At 60.8% G+C, this 18,261-nt stretch carries 17 protein-coding genes; 7 read left to right on the forward strand and 10 right to left on the reverse strand.

The genetic code is table 11. From position 1 onward, the window contains the following. The first annotated feature begins 110 nt into the window (after nucleotides 1-110). The 3 genes from ACM6I7_RS24300 to ACM6I7_RS24310 all read left to right on the forward strand — a co-directional run bounded on the left by ACM6I7_RS24300 (nucleotide 111) and on the right by ACM6I7_RS24310 (nucleotide 2,571). Nucleotides 111-947 (forward strand): S1 RNA-binding domain-containing protein, encoded by an 837-nt coding sequence (locus tag ACM6I7_RS24300; protein WP_096797475.1) that lies wholly within the window; start codon nucleotides 111-113, stop codon nucleotides 945-947. Nucleotides 948-992: 45 nt separating this feature from the next. Beyond that, entirely contained in the window at nucleotides 993-1,397 is a 405-nt protein-coding gene (locus ACM6I7_RS24305) for a DUF2177 family protein (protein WP_414889417.1), read from the forward strand. A gap of 241 nt (nucleotides 1,398-1,638) precedes the next feature. Then, on the forward strand, nucleotides 1,639-2,571 hold the full coding sequence (locus ACM6I7_RS24310; RefSeq protein WP_414889418.1) for a DMT family transporter: 933 nt from the start codon (nucleotides 1,639-1,641) through the stop codon (nucleotides 2,569-2,571). On the opposite strand, the gene ACM6I7_RS24315 is transcribed toward ACM6I7_RS24310, so the two are convergent. Next, nucleotides 2,516-3,697, reverse strand: a complete 1,182-nt coding sequence (locus ACM6I7_RS24315) for an MFS transporter (protein ID WP_027614569.1) — start codon at nucleotides 3,695-3,697, stop codon at nucleotides 2,516-2,518. The two genes, ACM6I7_RS24310 and ACM6I7_RS24315, sit on opposite strands and share 56 nt — an antisense overlap. Before the next feature lie 104 nt (nucleotides 3,698-3,801). Here ACM6I7_RS24315 and ptrR point away from each other — a divergent pair, with 104 nt between their 5' ends. Beyond that, nucleotides 3,802-4,695: a putrescine utilization regulator PtrR gene (gene ptrR / locus ACM6I7_RS24320; protein WP_047598231.1), complete on the forward strand. Its 894-nt coding sequence runs from the start codon at nucleotides 3,802-3,804 to the stop codon at nucleotides 4,693-4,695. Nucleotides 4,696-4,837: 142 nt separating this feature from the next. Then, nucleotides 4,838-4,966: a PA1414 family protein gene (locus ACM6I7_RS24325; protein ID WP_003184145.1), complete on the forward strand. Its 129-nt coding sequence runs from the start codon at nucleotides 4,838-4,840 to the stop codon at nucleotides 4,964-4,966. Nucleotides 4,967-5,054: 88 nt separating this feature from the next. Here ACM6I7_RS24325 and ACM6I7_RS24330 read toward each other — a convergent pair whose 3' ends face one another. The 6 genes from ACM6I7_RS24330 to speB all read right to left on the reverse strand — a co-directional run bounded on the left by ACM6I7_RS24330 (nucleotide 5,055) and on the right by speB (nucleotide 10,642). Beyond that, complete coding sequence (locus ACM6I7_RS24330) at nucleotides 5,055-5,303, reverse strand: phosphopantetheine-containing protein (protein ID WP_097090492.1); 249 nt, start codon at nucleotides 5,301-5,303, stop codon at nucleotides 5,055-5,057. Nucleotides 5,304-5,345: 42 nt separating this feature from the next. Further along, nucleotides 5,346-6,071, reverse strand: a complete 726-nt coding sequence (locus ACM6I7_RS24335; protein ID WP_414889419.1) for an MBL fold metallo-hydrolase — start codon at nucleotides 6,069-6,071, stop codon at nucleotides 5,346-5,348. An 86-nt stretch (nucleotides 6,072-6,157) separates the two neighbouring features. Next, nucleotides 6,158-7,537, reverse strand: a complete 1,380-nt coding sequence (locus tag ACM6I7_RS24340; RefSeq protein ID WP_414889420.1) for a sodium:solute symporter — start codon at nucleotides 7,535-7,537, stop codon at nucleotides 6,158-6,160. Between the two features lie 162 nt (nucleotides 7,538-7,699). After that, the gene (locus ACM6I7_RS24345) at nucleotides 7,700-9,202 is read right to left on the reverse strand and encodes a purine-cytosine permease family protein (protein ID WP_027614574.1); all 1,503 of its coding nucleotides are present in this window, start codon (nucleotides 9,200-9,202) and stop codon (nucleotides 7,700-7,702) included. Between the two features lie 56 nt (nucleotides 9,203-9,258). After that, the gene (locus ACM6I7_RS24350) at nucleotides 9,259-9,681 is read right to left on the reverse strand and encodes a YybH family protein (protein WP_027614575.1); all 423 of its coding nucleotides are present in this window, start codon (nucleotides 9,679-9,681) and stop codon (nucleotides 9,259-9,261) included. Nucleotides 9,682-9,691: 10 nt separating this feature from the next. Further along, nucleotides 9,692-10,642 carry an agmatinase gene (gene speB, locus ACM6I7_RS24355; protein ID WP_003222717.1) on the reverse strand — a complete coding sequence of 317 codons (951 nt, stop codon included), beginning with the start codon at nucleotides 10,640-10,642 and terminating at the stop codon, nucleotides 9,692-9,694. Nucleotides 10,643-10,982: 340 nt separating this feature from the next. Between speB and ACM6I7_RS24360 the strand changes: the two genes are divergently transcribed. Together ACM6I7_RS24360 and ACM6I7_RS24365 are read left to right on the forward strand one after the other, a co-directional pair. Further along, entirely contained in the window at nucleotides 10,983-11,876 is an 894-nt protein-coding gene (locus tag ACM6I7_RS24360; protein ID WP_414889421.1) for a LysR family transcriptional regulator, read from the forward strand. Nucleotides 11,877-11,881: 5 nt separating this feature from the next. Beyond that, complete coding sequence (locus ACM6I7_RS24365; protein ID WP_414889422.1) at nucleotides 11,882-12,478, forward strand: tRNA-uridine aminocarboxypropyltransferase; 597 nt, start codon at nucleotides 11,882-11,884, stop codon at nucleotides 12,476-12,478. A 120-nt stretch (nucleotides 12,479-12,598) separates the two neighbouring features. On the opposite strand, the gene ACM6I7_RS24370 is transcribed toward ACM6I7_RS24365, so the two are convergent. The 3 genes from ACM6I7_RS24370 to ACM6I7_RS24380 all read right to left on the reverse strand — a co-directional run bounded on the left by ACM6I7_RS24370 (nucleotide 12,599) and on the right by ACM6I7_RS24380 (nucleotide 17,834). Beyond that, entirely contained in the window at nucleotides 12,599-13,960 is a 1,362-nt protein-coding gene (locus ACM6I7_RS24370) for an HlyD family type I secretion periplasmic adaptor subunit (RefSeq protein ID WP_098967759.1), read from the reverse strand. A gap of 195 nt (nucleotides 13,961-14,155) precedes the next feature. Then, nucleotides 14,156-16,318: a type I secretion system permease/ATPase gene (locus tag ACM6I7_RS24375; protein WP_027614578.1), complete on the reverse strand. Its 2,163-nt coding sequence runs from the start codon at nucleotides 16,316-16,318 to the stop codon at nucleotides 14,156-14,158. A gap of 157 nt (nucleotides 16,319-16,475) precedes the next feature. Then, nucleotides 16,476-17,834, reverse strand: a complete 1,359-nt coding sequence (locus tag ACM6I7_RS24380) for a TolC family outer membrane protein (RefSeq protein ID WP_027614579.1) — start codon at nucleotides 17,832-17,834, stop codon at nucleotides 16,476-16,478. Between the last annotated feature and the right edge of the window lie 427 nt (nucleotides 17,835-18,261).

Genomic DNA, 18,261 nt, shown 5'->3' on the forward strand with positions numbered 1-18,261 from the left:
ACCAAGGAAAATCAAGGCTTCCGCAGATTTTCTGCGGCAGGCTGCTTGCCCAGCGAACGAGACCGGCAAAACCGGGTAGAATGCCGCCCACGCAATGAGGGTTTTGGAAAATGGCTTTAGTCGGGCGTTACAACAGTTTGCAAGTGGTTAAACACACTAACTTCGGTTTATATCTGGACGGCGGTGCCGACGGCGAAATTCTTTTGCCCAACCGTTATATCCCTAAAGATATTCCCAGCGAAGATGAAGACTGGCTCAACGTTTTTATTTATCTGGACAGCGATGACAAACTTATCGCTACCACTGAAAAACCAAAAGTTCAGGTCGGCGAATTTGCCAGCCTGAAAGTTGTTGAAATCAACAGCATCGGCGTGTTCCTCGATTGGGGCTTGCCCAAAGATCTGTTGCTGCCGTATTCCGAAGAAAAGCGCCAGATGACCGCTGGTGAGTACTGCGTGGTGCACGTCTACCTCGACAAACACACGCGCCGCATCACCGCCACCGCACGTCTGGATCGCTACCTCGACAAGACCCCGGCCAACTACAGCGCCGGTCAGGAAGTTGATCTGCTGGTGGCCGAAGCCACCGACATGGGCTTCAAGGCGATCATCAACAACAAGCACTGGGGCTTGATCCACAAGAATGAAATCTTCAAGTTCATGCGTTCCGGCATGCGCGAGAAGGGTTTCATCAAGGAAGTGCGCGCCGACGGCAAGATCAGCCTCAGCCTGCAACCGGTGGGTCAGGAAGCGGCCAGCAGCCTGAGCTCGAAGATCCTCGCCAAGTTGCGTGAAAACAATGGCACGCTGGCCGTCAGCGACAAGAGCGATCCGGCGTTGATCAGCAGTCTGTTCGGTGTCAGCAAGGGCAACTTCAAGAAGGCCATCGGTTCGCTGTACAAGGAAGGCAAGATCGTCATTCATGCTGATCGCATTGAACTAAGCTGAGCCTTCCGGGGCCCATGTTGCATGGGGTCACTTGAGGTCGGGTAAATGAAAAAGCCGTTGCTTGCTTATATCGCCACTCTGCTGGCGTTTCTGTTGCTCGACGGTATCTGGCTCGGCGTATTGATGGCGCCAACCTACCGCGAACTGCTCGGTTCGCTGATGCTCGAAAAACCGCTGCTGGTTCCGGCAGCGGTTTTTTATTGCCTGTATGTTTTTGGCTGCGTGGTGTTTGTGGTCTTGCCGGCACAGAGCTGGCAACGTGCGGCAAAGATGGGCGCGCTGCTGGGGCTGGTGGCGTACGGCACGTATGACCTGACCAATTGGGCGACATTGCGCGGGTGGTCGGTGCAGGTGAGTTTGCTGGATTGGGCGTGGGGGACGTTTGCCACGGCTGTGGCGTGTACGGTCGGCGTTTTGGCGGTAAAGCGATTTGTGAAGTCAGCCCCGTAATCTTTGTTGTCTGGGGCGACGCCTTCGCGAGCAAGCCCGCTCCCACAGGGGGAATGCGATCATCCTGTGGGAGCGGGCTTGCTCGCGAATGGCGGCGCAGCCGACAACCATTCGCCGCTGCCGCAACAGACAAACAAAATGTCTTTTCCAGACGGTTTTTTCTGTCCGACTGATTGATAATCCCGACACAGATTTTTGACCATTGGACGGCTGCCATGTTGTGTGTGTTTGAGGTGTTGCGGTGAGTGTCGAGCGGCGCAATGCCGATGGGTTTGCCTTGCAGGTGATGATCGGCCTCTGCCTGATCTGGGGCGTGCAGCAAGTGATGATCAAGTGGGCCGCGCCCGACATCGCGCCGGTGATGCAGGCGGCCGGGCGTTCGGGGATTTCCGCGTTGCTGGTGGGTTTGCTGCTGTGCTGGAAGGGCGGCTGGGATCAGGTCGGCAACACCTGGCGTGGAGGGCTGCTGGCCGGTGCGCTGTTCGGTCTGGAGTTCTTCTTCATCGCCGAAGGTCTGCAACTGACCACCGCCGCGCACATGTCGGTGTTCCTCTACACCGCGCCGATTTTCACCGCGCTCGGCGTGCATTTCCTGCTGGCAAGTGAGCGCTTGCGGCCGCTGCAATGGCTGGGGATTCTGCTCGCATTCGGCGGTATCGCCATTGCCTTCGCTGGCGGCGTGTCGTGGGACAACCTCGACCGGCGCATGCTGCTGGGCGATGCGTTCGGGGTTATTGCCGGCGCCTGCTGGGGCGCGACCACTGTGGTGGTGCGCGCTTCGCGACTGTCGGAAGCGCCGGTGACGTTGACTCTGTTCTATCAACTGATCGTCGGCTTCGTCGGCCTGCTGTTGATCGCGCTGTTCAGCGGCCAGATCAGCCACGTCAGCCTGACCAGCGTGGCGGTGGCCAGCGTGCTGTTCCAGGGCTTGGTGGTGTCGTTCTTCAGTTACCTGACCTGGTTCTGGCTGCTGCGCCGCTATCTGGCGGCCAATCTGGCGGTGTTTTCGTTCATGACGCCGCTGTTCGGCGTCACCTTCGGCGTGGTGCTGCTTGGTGAAGAGTTGAGCGTGAACTTCGTCATTGGCGCGGTGCTGGTGTTGCTTGGCATCACCTTTGTCAGCGCTGAGCAGTGGGTGCGTCGGCGTTTGCGCAAAGCCCTCGGCCAGCACTGACCGATTGCAGCGCAAGCCCGCCGGCAATCAGCAGACCGCTGCCGGCAATGATCAGCGCCGGTTGCAGACCACCGCTGAAATGGCTGCTGAGCGCCGCCAGCAACGGCCCGCTGAGCTGGCCAACGGCGAAGCATGCGGTCAGCAGTCCGGCGTTGCGCTGAGTTGTGTGCGGCGCCAGTTCTCGCGAACGTTGCATCACCAGTTGCATGCAGGCCAGGAACGGCATGCCGCACAACACCACCCCCAGCGCCAGGCCATAACCACTGCCCAACAGACAGGCGAAGACCCCGAGCGCCTGCAACCACAGGGTGGCGGTCAGCCAGTGCCGTGTGGTGTTCGGATCATGGCGACGCAGGCTCACCAACAGCACGCCAATCGCCGCACCAAGACCGAAGCACGGCCAGAACAGGTCGGCCTGCCATTGCCCGTGAAACTGCGCGTTGGCCATTTGCGAGAGAAACGTGGCCGGGATGATGTAACCCACGCCATATAACGCATACACCGCTGCCAGTCGCGGGATGCCGCGATTCGAATGATTGACGTTGAGGGTGGCGACCGGCGTGTGCAGGCCCGGTTGCGGCAGGATCCGCACGATCCCCAGCAACATCACCAGCGCCACGGCGGCATAGATCAGCCACAAGGTGGCAGAGGTCTGATTCAGCAGATGTGAGAACAGTGCCAGCAGCCCGGTCAGAAAAATTCCCAGTCCGGGACCGGCAAATACCAGCGCACCCAGCCGTGGCCGACCTGCCGCCGCTGCCAGTGGTTGACTCAGTGCGGTGATCATCACCAGCACCCAGGCACTCGCCACGCCGGTACCAAAGCGCAGCAACAGGTGCGCCCAGAAACCGTTGGCCCAGAACGATGCCAGGGTCAGCAGCACACACAGCCACAAACCGCCATGCAACCGGCGCTGCACTTGCTGCGGACGATGAGCGAACATCGCGTCCACCGCGCCCAGCAGGTAACCGAGGTAGTTGGCCGCAGCAATCAGACCGGCGGCCGTCAGGTCGACCTGGCCTTCGCTGAGCAGGTGCGGCAATTGCGGGGTGAGGGCGAAACGCCCGATGCCCATGGCCATCATCAGGGCGACGAAACAGGCGGATAAGCGAATCAGTGGCGACATGGTCGGGATTCCTTTGAAGGAGCAATGACCGTCAGGCTAGAAGCGATTGACTTTCTTTAAAATTGAATAATAGTGAGTAACTTGTTCTGTTATGGAGAAAGGTCGTGGAGTTCAGCCAGTTGCGGATCTTTCAGGCAGTCGCCGAGGAAGGTTCGATCACCCGCGCAGCAGAACGCCTGCACCGAGTGCCGTCCAACCTGTCGACCCGGCTCAAACAGCTGGAAGAGCAATTGGGCGTCGAACTTTTCGTTCGTGAGCGTCAGCGTTTGCAGTTATCGCCTGCGGGAAAAGTCCTGCTGGACTACACCGGCAAGCTGTTCGCCTTGCGCGATCAGGCCAGCGCGGCGGTGATGGGCGGGCAGCCGGCCGGGGATTTTGTCCTCGGCACGCTGTACAGCACCGCGGCGATCCATTTGCCGGCGTTGCTGGCGCGCTATCACAAGCAATACCCGGCGGTGAATCTGCAAGTGCAGTCCGGGCCCAGCGGCGAGTTGCTCGAAGGTCTGGTCTCCGGGCGTCTTGATGCGGCGTTGGTGGACGGCCCGCCACAATTGGCGGGGATCGACGGCGTGCCGCTGTGCGACGAGCGTCTGGTGCTGATCAGCGAAGCCGACCATCCGCCGATCCGCAGCGCCAAGGAGGTCGAGGGCAGGGCGGTGTTCACCTTCCGCCATGGTTGCGCCTATCGCGCACGGCTGGAGGCCTGGTTTGTCCACTATCAGGCGGCGATGGGACGGGCGATGGAGATCGAGTCGTATCAGGGCATGCTCGCCTGCGTGATTGCCGGCAGCGGTGTGGCATTGATGTCGGAGTCGATGCTCGCCAGTCTGCCGGGGCGCGAGAGCGTTGCAGTGCACCCGTTGGCCGAACCGTTTGCCAGTGCGACAACATGGCTCATGTGGCGCAAGGGCATGGTCGGGGCCAACCTCAATGCCTGGATTGAACAGCAGCAAGCGCTCTATCCCGTGGCCGCGAATGAATCCCGGCAGACGGCGTGAACCAACCAATTGTAATTCTGTTCAATTCAGTAACAGATCATTGCGGATTTGACCGAGCATTGCGTAGGACTTCGGACTATTATCAGTGCGAAGCGGCCTCAGAATTCCGGCCGCTCAGCACTACCCTGAAGGGGGCATGACGATGAAAGAGAAAATTCAGAACTGGCTGCACGATTTGGGTGTTGCCCTCGGCTTGATCGAACCGCCTCTGCAACCTGTTCCGATCCGCACCGATGACGAACAGCGCCGGCGTCAGCCTCGCCGGCGGTAGTGCCTGATTAACGATCAAAAGATCGCAGCCTTCGGCAGCTCCTACAGAGAAAAGTGTAGGAGCTGCCGCAGGCTGCGATCTTTTGCTTTCAGTGTCGCCCGATCTCCAGCAGAAACCGGCTCAAGTCCTTCGCAGTCTTCGCGGTCTTGAGCATGTGATCCTCTTCGGCTGTAAACGCCGTCAGTCCGAACTCATCTTCCAGATGAAATATCAGATCTTCGATATCTGCCTTCTCCAGCCCTAATTGCACCAGGCTGGTGTCGTCGTTGAATTCGCGGGAGTCCAGCAGGCGCTGAATGTATCGGTGCACGGCAGCACGCACGGCAGCTCTTCTCATGGCAGACAGTTTCGTTGTTGTGTTGACTGATTACAGCAGGCCTCAAGCGTGTCGACGCAACCATTCGTCAATCATCGAACGCAAATGCCCGCCGGAAAAACTGCCGAAATGCCCGCCATGCACGGTGCGGATCGGCAGCGCCTGCAAACGTCGCAGACTGGCCGCGTAATCCTGCAGATTGGAGTGGTAGGCGTCTTCGATCAGCGGCCCGTCGTAGATGATGTCGCCACTGAACAACGTTTCGGTCGCCGCTTCATACAGGCTGATCCCGCCCGGCGAATGCCCCGGCGTGTGCAGCACCTGCAAGGTGCGATTGCCCAGATCGAGCACATCGCCATCTTCGACAAACCCGGTGGCCGGCGCAGCCTTGACCCGGTATTCGGCGTAGCACAGCGGGCAGTCCGGGTGCGCGTCGAACATGTCGTCGCCGACGAAAGCCCGGCTCAAGTCATTCTCGCCGTCCGGCGCGGCGAGGATGTCGGCCTCGGCAGGATGCACCAGGCGCTCGGCGAATTCGTGATGCCCGGCGATGTGGTCGAAGTGGCAGTGGCTGGCGACGGCCACCAGCGGCCGCTCGGTAATCCACGGCAACTGCTCGCGCAGGCTGACCAGCCCTGAACCGCTATCGAGCAACAAGTCTTTGTCGCGGCCCTGCACGTGCCACAAATTGCAGCGGTAGAACGGGCGGATATACGGCTCATGGATCAACCGGATGCTGTCGCTCAAGTGCTGAACTTCGAACCACTGATCGCGCGAAACGATCTTCATATTCACTTTTCTCCAGACGTAAAAAAACGGGTGTGGCAACCGACGCCACACCCGTCGAAGAAAGCATCAAGTCGTTACATCAAAGCTTAGATCGCACTCGCCACCGTCGCCGGGCGAGGGGAGACCAGGCTGACCACCACAAAGCTGATCAGACCCACAGCCAGGCTGTAGTAGATCGGCGTGTTCGCATCCAGACCATCCTTGAACATGAACAGCAGCGCGGTAGCAAAGCCCAGGCCCATGCTGGCGATGGCGCCGGCGGTGGTCGCACGTTTCCAGAAGATCGCACCGATCAGCGGAATCAGCATGCCGCCCACCAGCAGGTTGTAGGCCAGGGTCAGGGCGCTGATCACGTCATTCACCACCAGCGCGATGCCGAGCACCACGACACCGGTGAGCAGAGTGAACAGACGGTTGATCGCCAGACTCGACTGTTTGCCGCCGCGCAGTTTCGGCAGCAGGTCTTCGGTCAGGGTGGTGGCAGCAGCCAGCAGGCCGGCGCTGGCGGTGGACATCATCGCCGCCAGTGCTGCAGCGATCACCAGACCACGGATGCCGTCCGGCAGCGACAGTTTGACGATGGCGGCGAAGGCGTTGTTGACGTTGTCCAGATTCGGGATCAGTACGTGCGCGGCCATGCCGATCAGCGCGCAGGCCAGGCCGTAGAGGATGCAGTAGATACCGGCGATGCTGCCGGCGTACTGGGCGACTTTGGCGGTCTTGACGGTGAACACCCGTTGCCAGATGTCCTGACCGATCAGGATGCCGAAGAAGTAGATCATGAAGTAGGTGATGATCGTGTCCCAGCCGATGGTGGTGAAGTTGAACGCCGCTGCCGGCAGCTTCAGCACCAGTTCGTCCCAGCCGCCGACGCGGTACAGGCAGATCGGCAACAGGATGAACATCAGACCTACGGTCTTGATGATGAACTGGACGATGTCGGTCAGGGTCAGCGACCACATGCCGCCGATGGCCGAGTAGATCACCACCACGCCACCGCCGAGCAATACCGAGATCCAGAACGGCAGGCCGAACAGCACTTGCAGCACGGTGCCGATGGCGAGGATCGAGGTCACGCCGATCATCAGCGCGTAGGCCAGCATGATCGCCGCGCTCGCCGAGCGGGCCATCGGGTTATAGCGTTTTTCCAGCACCTGGGTAACGGTGTAGATCTTCAGTTTCAGCAGCGGTTTGGCGAGGAACAGGTTCAGCGCGACGATGCCGCAACCCAGCGCCGCACACAGCCAGAAACCGGAGATGCCATGCACGTAACCCAGGCGTACGGTGCCGACGGTGGACGCGCCACCCAGTACGGTCGCGGCCATGGTGCCCATGTACAGGCTTGGGCCCAGGTTACGCCCGGCGACCAGAAAGTCCTCGTTGGTCTTGGCCTTGCGCATGCCGTAGTAGCCGAGCAACAGCATGCCGGCGGCGTAGATGAGGACGACGAATAAATCCAAAGCCATGATGGCGTGTCTCCGATTGTCTTTTTTATGGTGAAACAAATTTGGTTCGGGGTGCTGCTCACTGTGGGAGCGAGCCTGCTCGCGAAGGCGTCGGCACATTCAACAAAGAAGTGACTGAAAGATCGCTTTCGCGAGCAGGCTCGCTCCCACAGGGGATCTGCGTCAGGCGGCCTGACGCAGTTGAGGTTTTACTGCGGCTTCACGCCGGGCATCCTTGGGGCCGAACACTTCGCGCGGTTCCGGGAACAGGCTCAGCAGCGTCAGGTACACCACCGACGCCAGGCCCAGGGTCACCGGCAGGCTGATGTCGATGCCGCCGGCCAGCTCACCCAGCGGGCCGACGAATTGTCCCGGCAGGTTGACGAAGCACAGGCCGACCGCCGCGCTCGGGATCCATGCGCCCAAGCCACGCCAGTTCCAGCCGTGGTTGAACCAGTAGCGTCCGCCTTGCTCGCCGCGAGTGAACACCTGCAGGTCATCCGGGCAGTAGAAGCCGCGACGCACCAGCAGGCCGATGATCATGATCACCATCCACGGGGTGGTGCAGGTGATGATCAGCACGGCGAAGGTTGACACGCTCTGTACCAGGTTCGCCGCGAAGCGTCCGATGAAGATGAAGGCAATCGACAGCACGCCGATCAGCAACGTTGCCTTGACCCGCGACAGCACCCGTGGGAATACGCTGGACATGTCCAGCCCGGTGCCATACAGCGAGGTGGTGCCGGTGGACATGCCGCCGATCACCGCAATCAGGCACACCGGCAGGAAGAACCAGCTCGGCGATACCGCCAGCAGGCCGCCCACATAGTTGTTCGCCGCGATGTAGTCCGGCGCCTTGATCGCGACGATGGTCGCGGTGCTCAGGCCGAACAGGAACGGGATGAACGTGGCGATCTGCGACAGCACCACAGCGGCCATGATCCGCTGCTTGGAGGTGTCACGCGGAATGTAGCGCGACCAGTCGCCGAGGAATGCACCGAAGGAAATCGGGTTGCTCATCGCGACCAGCGCCGCGCCGATGAACGCCGCCCAGAAGCCCGGTTGCCCGAGGTTCACCGTGCCGGCGTAGTTGACGTCGAAAGGACCGGCGAAGGCGAAGATGCCCAGCAGGAACAACAGGCTGGCGCTCCACACCGCGATCTTGTTCACCCACAGCAGAAAGCGGAAGCCGTAGATGCACACGGTCAGCACCAGAATCGCGAACAAGCCGTAGGCCAGGCCCAGGGTCAAGTCGGTTTCCGGCAGACCGATCAGGCGTTTCGCACCCCCGATCAGCGCATCGCCCGAACTCCACACCGAGAGCGAGAAAAACGCGATGGCGGTCAACAGCGACAGGAACGAACCGACGATCCGCCCGTGCACGCCGAAGTGCGCCCCGGAGGACACGGCATTGTTGGTACCGTTGAGCGGGCCGAACAGGCCCATCGGGGCGAGGATCAGCGAGCCGAGCAGCACGCCCAGCACAATCGCCCAGACACCAGCCTGAAACGACAGACCGAACAGCACCGGGAAACTGCCGAGCACGGCGGTGGCAAAGGTATTGGAACCCCCGAAGATCATCCGGAACAAGTCCGTCGGGCCTGCGGTGCGTTCGTGGTCCGGGATCTGTTCGACCCCGTGGGTTTCAATTTGCGTAAGGCTTTGGTCGTTGTTGTTGTTATTCATGATCTGCTCCGATCATAAAGGCGCGCCTCATCGTGTGTGAGGCGTCACCTGTTTGGCTAAGGGGATGGCAGCCCTTCCGGCATTGCGGACAAATGTTCGTGGCAGGCCAGCCAATGGCCTTGTTGTTCTAGGCTCGACGCTTGTTTCTTGAAAACAATCGTCTCGCGCTCCTGGCTGAAATGTTGCTCCCCTTGCATGCGCAGCTCGGTGGCCACGTCATGGATAAACACCGCCACGTCACCTTGCAGGCTGACGAAGGCGTTGCTCGAAGTGCACGACAGCACTTCAAAGCCATCCTCGGCACGCCAGCTGTCCCACAAGGCCTGATAGGCATCGCGCGACAGCAGCGGCTGTTCGAGGGTGTAAAACACGAAACTTGCATCGGCGCTGAACGCGCCGAAATAAGCCTCGCGATCGTTACGAGCGAAGGCGGATACCAGATCGGCAGCCGCTTTCAACACCTGATCACGTTCGTTCATGGCCGAACCCTCAGCGGTGAACCACGCCAGGCAGTACGCAGAGCATTTCGTACAGCAGGTTGGCGGCCAGCAGCGAGGTGTTGCCGGTGGTGTCGTAAGCGGGCGAGACTTCTACCAGATCGCAGCCGATCAGGTCGAGGCCCTGACAGCCGCGAACGATTTCAATCGCCTGAATGGTCGTCAGACCCCCGATTTCCGGGGTGCCGGTGCCGGGCGCCCAGGCCGGGTCGATGCCGTCGATGTCGAAGCTCAGGTACACCGGGCCGCCGCCGACTTTCTCGCGCACTTCGGCCATCAGCGGCGCCAGCGATTTGTGCCAGCACTCTTCGGCCTGCACCACGCGGAAACCCTGATCGCGGCTCCAGTTGAAGTCGTCAGCGGTGTAGCCCTGCGCGCGCAGACCAATTTGCACCACGCGGTCGCAGTCCAGCAGACCTTCTTCGACGGCGCGACGGAAGGTCGTGCCGTGGGCGATCTTCTCGCCGAACATGTGATCGTTGACGTCAGCGTGGGCATCGATGTGCACCAGTCCGACCTTGCCGTGCTTTTTATGGATGGCACGCAGGATCGGCAGGGTGATGGTGTGGTCGCCACCCAGGGTCATCGGGATCACGTTGTGCTCGAGGATGTTGTCGTAGGCTTCTTCGATGATGCGCACGGCGTCGAGCAGGTTGAAGGTGTTGATCGCCACGTCACCGATGTCGGCGACCGACAGCGAGTCGAACGGCGCGGCGCCGGTGGCCATGTTGTACGGGCGGATCATCACCGATTCGGTGCGGATGTCGCGCGGCCCGAAGCGGGTGCCGGGGCGCAGCGAAGTACCGATGTCCAGTGGCACGCCAACGAAGGCAGCGTCCAGGCCGGCAGCGGTCGGTACATGGGGGAGTCGGAGCATGGTGGCGATGCCGCCGAAGCGCGGCATTTCGTTGCCGCCCAGTGGTTGGTGAAGAATCTTGTCCACGGGTAGGGCCTCATCGTCTTTGTTTTATTTATGTCGGCGCACCGTTGAGCACAGGTTCGGACGCCGCTGTGGGGCCGATTCTGCGAAATGTAGTGCGGAGGAAGAATCGCTACGGGCAAAAACTTAGTTCAGATTTTTCTAAACTAATGTTGAGGCTGGAGATAGACTCGTCGCTGTTCGCCGGGGTGAACATGACGCCTGTGTGGGAGCGGGCTTGCTCGCGAATGCGGTGTGTCAACAACATGGATGCCAACTGATACGACGCCTTCGCGAGCAAGCCCGCTCCCACAGGGACTGTGTTTCTTTGGACGCACCGAATGCTTGTTGTGATGGAGTAGACATGGCCAACGCTTTACCCGACCTGAGACTATTGCGCATCTTCGTCAGCGTGGTTCGGCATCAGGGCTTTGCCAATGCGCAGCAGGAACTCAACCTGTCGACCTCGGCGATCAGCACTTACATGAGTCAGCTTGAAGCGGCGCTCGGTCTGGTGCTGTGCCATCGCGGGCGCGGTGGGTTCAGCCTGACCAGCAAGGGTGAGCTGTTCCATCAGGAAACCCTGCGCCTGCTGGCCGAACTCGAAGGTTTCGAGCAATACGCCGCGGCGCTCAAGGGCGAACTGCGCGGCACGCTCAACCTCGGGGTGATCGACTCCACCGTCAGCGACAAGGCCTTGCCGTTCGCCGAGGCCATTGGCGCCTACAGTCAGGAACACCCGGCGGTGCATTTGCATCTGTCGGTGATGAGCCCGTACGAACTGCAACTCGGCGTGCAGGACAATCGACTCGATCTTGCCATCGGTGCGTTTTCCACGCGCATGAGCGGTCTGGTGTACATGCCGCTGTACCGCGAGCAGCACTGGCTGTATTGCAGCAGCCGGCACCCGCTGTTCAACGAACGGCGGATCCCCGAGCAGGTCATCACCCAGCAACGCATGGTCGGCCGTGGTTACTGGAGTCAGGCAGAACTGGCCCGGCACGGTTTCAAACACAGCGCAGCGACCGTGGAAAGTATGGAGGCGCAGCTGATTCTGGTGCTGTCCGGCGCCTACATCGGTTACTTGCCAGAACACTACGCCCAGGCCTGGGCCGACAAGGGCGACCTGCGCGTGTTGCTGCCGGCGACCTTCGGTTATCAGGCGCCATTCTCGATGATCATGCGTCGTGGCCGCAGCCGCGAGCCGCTGATCCAGACCTTCCGTGATTTGCTCAAAGCACAGCTCAATCAGGCTTAAGAACGATGTCCAGACCCCAATGCCCGCGCTGCCTGCGCCCACAAAGCCACTGCCTGTGCCCGCTGATCCCCAGCCTCGACAGCCGCACCCGGGTGTTGCTGTTGCAGCATCCGAGCGAGGTCAATCACGCGCTCAACACCGCGCGACTGGCAGCGCTGGGTTTGACCAATGCCGAGTTGATTGTCGGTGAAGTGTTCGAGGATCTGCCGACGCTGCTCAATCGGCCGGGGTATCAGGCGCGATTGCTGTTTCCCGCCGACGATGCGCAGCCGATGCAGGCTTACCGCGAATCCGATCAACCGTTGTTGCTGGTGGTGCCGGACGGCACCTGGCGTAAGGCGCGCAAGATGCTCCACCTCAATCCGCTATTGGCGGCGTTGCCGCGGGTGACGCTGGCGCAGGGCGGGGTGTCGCGCTACCGGTTGCGCAAGGCACCGGGGCCGGGGGCGTTGTCGACCATTGAGGCGATTGTGCAGGCGCTGGAAACTCTCGAAGCGCCGATGGCGTTTGCGCCCTTGCTCAAGCCGTTCGAGGCGCTGATTGAGGGGCAGATTGCGGCGATGGGGGAGGAGGTTTTTCAGCGTAATCATGGCGACAGATAGTCGTCGTCTGAGCTGGCCTCTTCGCGAGCAAGCCCGCTCCCACAGGGGAACGCATTCCAAATGTGGGAGCGAGCCTGCTCGCGAAGGCGCCGGATCAATCACCGCAAATCCCAACAATGCCTACCGCTCGCGCATCGCCTCGGTCCGGGCTTTGAGCACTGGTTTTAGCAGGTAATCCAGCACACTTTTCTCCCCGGTAATAATGTCCACCGTCGCCACCATCCCCGGGATGATCAGCAGCGGTTTCACATCGCCGCCCAAATGGTTTTTATCGGTGCGCACCTGAATCAGGTAGAAGCTGTTGCCCTTGTCATCGGTGATGGTGTCGGCGCCGATCAGTTCCAGTTTTGCGCTCAGCCCGCCGTAGATCGTGTAGTCATAGGCACTGAACTTGACCATGGCTTTCTGGCCCGGATGGAGGAACGCGACGTCTTGCGGACGGACCTTGGCTTCGATCAGCAGGTTGTCTTCCAGCGGCACGATTTCCACCATGTCGCTGCCCGGCTGTACCACGCCGCCGATGGTGTTGACCTTGAGTTGCTTGATCACCCCGTGCACCGGCGAAGTCACGGTGGTACGGCTGACGCGGTCGTCGATGGCGATGCTCGACGCGGTGATTTTCGACAGGTCGGTGCGTTTCTGGTTGAGGTCCTTGGCGGCGTCGGAACGGAAGGTCTGTTCCGACTCGTCGATCTTGCTCTTGATCTCGTTGATTGCCGATTCCGCCCGTGGGATCGCCAGGGTCGTTGCGTTCAGTGAGCCGCGAATTTCCACCGCGCTGCGTTTCAGTCGCAGGATCTCCACCGGTGACACCGCACCCGTGCCGACCAGTGGCGCCGACATGTTCATCTCTTGCTGCAGCAGCGCCAGGCTGGAACTGTACTGGCCTTGCTTGGAGCGGAACTCCGCCAGCTCCTGAGTCTTCTGCCGCAGCTGTTCGGTGAGGGTGCGTTGTTCGCTGGCCAGACGCCGTTGGCGCTGGTCGTAGAGTGCCCGTTCGTCTTCGGCGACCTGTGGCGCTTTGGCGATCACCTCGTCAGACAGTTTGAACGGACGGCCCTCGGCTTCGGCGGAAAGGCGTTCGACTTGCGCGGTCAGGGCGTAACGATCGGCCTCGCTCTCACCCTTGTTCGACAGGAAGCGTGTGTCATCCAGGCGCAGCAGCTTGTCACCCTTGTTCACCATCTGTCCTTCACGGACAAAAATCTCGGTGACGATCCCGCCCTCCAGGTTCTGGATCACCTGGACCTTGCTTGACGGAATCGCCTTGCCTTCGCCCATGGTCACTTCTTCAAGTACGGCGAACTTGGCCCAGACCAGCGCACTGATCAACAGCGCCGCCGCCAGCCACACGGTGATCCGCGACCAGCGCGGCGAATCCTGCAACGAAGCGCCGGCGGTTTCCGGCATGAACTCGGCTTCGGCGCTTTTGCCGAAACTGTCGAAGTAGCCGCGTGATTTGCTATCTGAAGATGCAGACATGGGGCGATACCCCTCAGTTAGGAAACATCAAACCGCACAACCCATGCGTCGCCCGGAACACTTACTTGTGGTGAGGGGATTTATCCCCGATAGGGTGCGAAGCGCCCTCAGAGTCTTTGGGGCTGCTGCGCAGCCCATCGGGGATAAATCCCCTCGCCACAGGTTTTGTGAGAGCCATGAGTTATGTGCACGCATCTAAACCGCCGCCGAGCCGACGCGGCCCTTGCGCAGTGCATCGATGACCGCTTCTTTCGGACCGTCGGCGACGACCCGGCCGTTGTCCAGTACCAGCAGCCGATCCACCAGGCTCAGCATCGAGGTGCGGTGGGTGACCAGCAGCAATGTCTTGCCTTGCACCCAGCCGTGGAGCTTCTGGCGCAGCAGGTCTTCGCTGCTGTTGTCCATGGCGCTGGTGGGTTCGTCGAGCAGCATGATCGGTGGGTCGAGCAGCAATGCCCGAGCGAGTAAAACGGCCTGGCGCTGGCCGCCGGAAAGTAGCTGGCCGCGTTCGCCTACCGGCCGGTCGAAGCCTTGCGGATGCTGCCGCGCCAGCTCGGTGACGCCGGTCAGTTCAGCGACTTCGAGCATGCGTGAATCGCTGATGTAGCGGGCGCCGAGGGTCAGGTTGTCGCGCAGGCTGCCGGCCAGCAGCGGCAGGTCGTGGGCGACATAACCGATCTGCTGGCGCAAGTCGGCGACATCCAGTTGCCGCAGGTCGAGACCGTCGAGCAGCAACTGGCCTTCCTCGGGTTCATAGAAGCCCATCACCAGCCGCGCCAGGGTGCTTTTGCCTGAGCCGCTGCGGCCGATGATGCCGATCCGTTCGCCGGGTTTCATGCTGAAGCTGACGTTGCTCAGCGCCGGTGCGTTCTGGCCGTTGTAGTGAAAGGTCACGCCGCTGACGTCCAGCGCACCTTGCAGTTGCGTGCGTTCCAGCGGTCGCTGTTTGCCGTCGCGTTCCTGGGGCAGGCCCATCAGCGCGTCGGTGCTTTTCATGGTCAGTTGCGCTTGCTGGTAGCGGGTGATCAGCCCGGCGATCTGCCCCAGCGGCGCGAGCACCCGGCTGCCGAGCATGTAGCTGGCCACCAGCGCACCGACGCTGAGGTTGCCGGCGATGATGCTGTAGACCCCGGCGACGATCGTCGCCATCCCCGAGAACTGCTGAATGAACAGCGTGCCGTTGGTCGCCAGCGCCGAGAGGTTGCGCGCGTGGCTGTCGAGGCGGGTGAGGGCGCCGTGGGTACTTTCCCATTTGTGCTGACGCTCGCTTTCGGCGCTGCAGGCCTTGAGGGTTTCCAGGCCGCCGAGGGTTTCGATCAGCAACGCCTGGCGTTCGGCACCCAGGCTCAGGCTTTTCTGCACGGTGTCACGCAGGCGCACTTGGATCGCCAAAGCAAAAATGATCGTGATTGGAAACGCCAGCAGCGGAATCACCACCAGCCAGCCACCGAGCAGACCGATCACCACCAGCATCAACACCACGAAGGGCAGGTCGATCAGGCTGGTCAGGGTCACGGCGGTGAGGAATTCGCGCAGGCCCTGAAAGTCATGAATGCTCTGGGCGAAACCGCCGATGGTTGCCGGCCGCGCCTTCATCGCCATACCGGTGATGCGCTCAAATAAAGTCGCGGAAAGGATCACATCGGTTTTCTTCCCGGCGGTGTCCAGCAGGTGCGCGCGCACCACCCGCAGCACCAGTTCGAAACCGGTGCCGATCAGCAGGCCGATCGCCAACACCCACAGGGTCGAGGTGGCCTGATTCGGCACCACGCGGTCGTAGGTCTGCATCACGAACAGCGGCACCATCAGGCCTAAAAGGTTGATCAGGAAACTGGCAAGGATCGCGTCGCTGTACAGCCATTTCGACAGCTTCAGGGTGTCGCGAAACCAGGCATGCACTCGCGGCACCAGCGGTGAACGCAAGTCTTCAAGTTCGTGGCGCGGACGGGCGAACAAGGCCTGGCCGCTGTAGTGTTCGGCGAGTTCTTCGCGCTCGACCCATTGCTCGCCGCCATCGGCTTCGCTGGGCAGGATCAGCGCCTTGCCGTCGTCGGCGAAACGCCGCAGGACGGCGGTGCGCCCATCCTTGAGCAGCAACAGAATCGGCAGATTCAGCGCAGAAATATCCTTCAGTTCGCGGCGCAACAAGCGCGCCTGCAAACCGGCCCGGGCCGCCGCACGGGGCAGCAGATCCAGGCTCAGACGTTGCTTGTTCAGGGGCAGCCCGGCACTCAGGCTTGCACGACTGACCGTCGCGCCGTGGAGTTTGCAGAGGATCAGCAGACCGTCGAGTAACGGGTCATCGAAGCTCAGCCGCGGATCAATCCCGGAGTGTCCGCCTTCGGCCATGCTGGTCATATTGATCGCCCCTGTAATGACTGGTCCAACCTGTGGCGAGGGGATTTATCCCCGATGGCTGCGCAGCAGCCCCATGGATCTCATTGCTGCTCAAATCTTTGGGGTCACTGCGCAACCCAGCGGGAGCAAGCTCCCTCGCCACAAAGGGTCGTGGGACTTACTTCAGCTCAGGCAGCCGCGCTTCATTTTTCACCTCGGTTGCGGCGATCGCATCCGCCGGCAGCACCACCCGTTGCTTGCTCAGCAACTGGCCCATGTTCGCCAGCACGCGGTACATCGAATATTCCTCGGTGTAGCGGATTTCGGTGTAGCGACGGTTGGCGTTGTAAAGCTCGTTTTCACTGTCGAGCAAGTCGAGCAGAGTGCGTTGGCCGAGGCCGAACTGATCCTGATACGCCGCGCGCACGCGTTTGGTGGTCTCGGCGTATTCGCGGGCGGTCGGGGTCTGTTTGTTCGCGTTGACCATGGCGTTCCACGCCAGGTGGATGTTCTCGTTCAACTGGCGCAGGGCGTTGTTGCGGATGTCCATCGCCTGATTGATCTGGTGCGCATCGGAGGCCAGACGAGCCTTGTCGCTGCCGCCACGGAACAGGTTGTAATTCATGATCACGCCGACGCGCCATTCGTTGTCGTGGCCTTCATCACCTTGCACGTTGTTGTTCGCACCCACCGCCGCCTCGGCGTCGAAACGTGGGTAGAACGGCGACTTGGCAACTTCATATTGGCTCTCGGCCGACTGTACGTCCGCCTGCGCGGATTTCAGGTACGGGTTGTTCTCGACCATGCTCTGCTGGGCTTCCGGCAGGCTGGCAGGAACCTCGCCGCGGGTCGACGGTGGCGCTTCCAGTTCATCGGGCATGCGCCCGACCACAGCGTAGAAGTTCGATTCGGCGTCGGCCAGATCGACTTCGGCGGTGTCGAGGTTGTTCTGCGCCAGCGCCTTACGGGCGACCGACTGATCGGAGTCGGCGGTGCTGCCGATGCCGCGCTGGGTGCGCAGGCCGATCTGATCGTTGACGCGCAAGTGCGCTTGCAGGTTGTTCCGGGCCAGGGTCACCAGTTCACGGCGCTTGAGCACTTCGAGGTAGACCTCGATGGTGCGCAGGGCCAGATCCTGAGCGGTGCCTTGCGCGTAGTAAGCGCGCGAGTTTGACACGCCCTTGGTGCGCTCGACCTCGTTGGCGGTGTTGAAGCCGTCGAAGATCATCTGCCGCAGCCGTAGCTCGGACTGGGTGTAATTGAGGATTTCGGTGTGGTGATTACCGAAAGCCCGGGTATTGGTGTTGTCGCTGTAACCGCGCCCGTAAGCGGCATTCAAATCGACGGACGGATAGAAGCCACCCTTGGCCACTTTCACCTGTTCATCGGCCGACAGTTTGGCGTCCACGCGCGAGGCGAGGTCCGGGTGGGTGGCGATGGTGCTTTGAATCGCTTCGGTCAGATTCATGGCCTGGGCTTGGGAAGTGCAAGCCATGGCCAGCAAAACCGCGCTGCAGAGGGGGGTTAAAACGCGCATGGGGTGCATCTCCCTGGTCCTGATGGTGCGTTACTGTCGCCAAATATTTGACGATAATTTGAGGTGTAAGCGTTTCACTCTTGTAACAACAGAGCTAAGAACATCCTGAAGCGTAGCTAAGAAAAAATTTTCATAAGGCTTATGCCGAAAAAAACTTATGCGCTTGGCGAAAACCAGCACATTGTTCAGATCGAAAGCCTTTGTTTCATGCGCTTTAGGGAGCACAAAAAGGCTTGAGGAAAGTTCCATTCACTTTGCGACATACGGCGAAGTACTGCTGAAGGGGAGGGACGCGTAACGGCAGATGAGCGACAGATTTTTGTCACTCGGGTGATTCACCACCGTTACGTAGCGCTAGTGGGCCTGCTGCATTGATCAGGATTCTGAAGTGCTTGAAAGCACTGAAGTTTCCTCGTTTGCGCAACCT

Origin of the sequence: Pseudomonas sp. IT-93MI4, assembly GCF_949767635.1 — a bacterium.
GTDB classification, from domain to species: Bacteria; Pseudomonadota; Gammaproteobacteria; order Pseudomonadales; family Pseudomonadaceae; genus Aquipseudomonas; species Aquipseudomonas putida_A.

Coding starts and splice junctions, on each gene's coding strand:
- ACM6I7_RS24300 (WP_096797475.1), top strand. CDS start 111: ATGGCTTTAGTCGGGCGTTACAACAGTTTGCAAGTGGTTAAACACACT.
- ACM6I7_RS24315 (WP_027614569.1), bottom strand. CDS start 3,697: ATGTCGCCACTGATTCGCTTATCCGCCTGTTTCGTCGCCCTGATGATG.
- ACM6I7_RS24350 (WP_027614575.1), bottom strand. CDS start 9,681: ATGAACGAACGTGATCAGGTGTTGAAAGCGGCTGCCGATCTGGTATCC.
- ACM6I7_RS24360 (WP_414889421.1), top strand. CDS start 10,983: ATGGCCAACGCTTTACCCGACCTGAGACTATTGCGCATCTTCGTCAGC.
- ACM6I7_RS24365 (WP_414889422.1), top strand. CDS start 11,882: ATGTCCAGACCCCAATGCCCGCGCTGCCTGCGCCCACAAAGCCACTGC.
- ACM6I7_RS24345 (WP_027614574.1), bottom strand. CDS start 9,202: ATGAATAACAACAACAACGACCAAAGCCTTACGCAAATTGAAACCCAC.
- ACM6I7_RS24335 (WP_414889419.1), bottom strand. CDS start 6,071: ATGAAGATCGTTTCGCGCGATCAGTGGTTCGAAGTTCAGCACTTGAGC.
- ACM6I7_RS24305 (WP_414889417.1), top strand. CDS start 993: ATGAAAAAGCCGTTGCTTGCTTATATCGCCACTCTGCTGGCGTTTCTG.
- ACM6I7_RS24370 (WP_098967759.1), bottom strand. CDS start 13,960: ATGTCTGCATCTTCAGATAGCAAATCACGCGGCTACTTCGACAGTTTC.
- ACM6I7_RS24375 (WP_027614578.1), bottom strand. CDS start 16,318: ATGACCAGCATGGCCGAAGGCGGACACTCCGGGATTGATCCGCGGCTG.
- ACM6I7_RS24330 (WP_097090492.1), bottom strand. CDS start 5,303: ATGAGAAGAGCTGCCGTGCGTGCTGCCGTGCACCGATACATTCAGCGC.
- ACM6I7_RS24380 (WP_027614579.1), bottom strand. CDS start 17,834: ATGCGCGTTTTAACCCCCCTCTGCAGCGCGGTTTTGCTGGCCATGGCT.
- ACM6I7_RS24340 (WP_414889420.1), bottom strand. CDS start 7,537: ATGGCTTTGGATTTATTCGTCGTCCTCATCTACGCCGCCGGCATGCTG.
- ACM6I7_RS24325 (WP_003184145.1), top strand. CDS start 4,838: ATGAAAGAGAAAATTCAGAACTGGCTGCACGATTTGGGTGTTGCCCTC.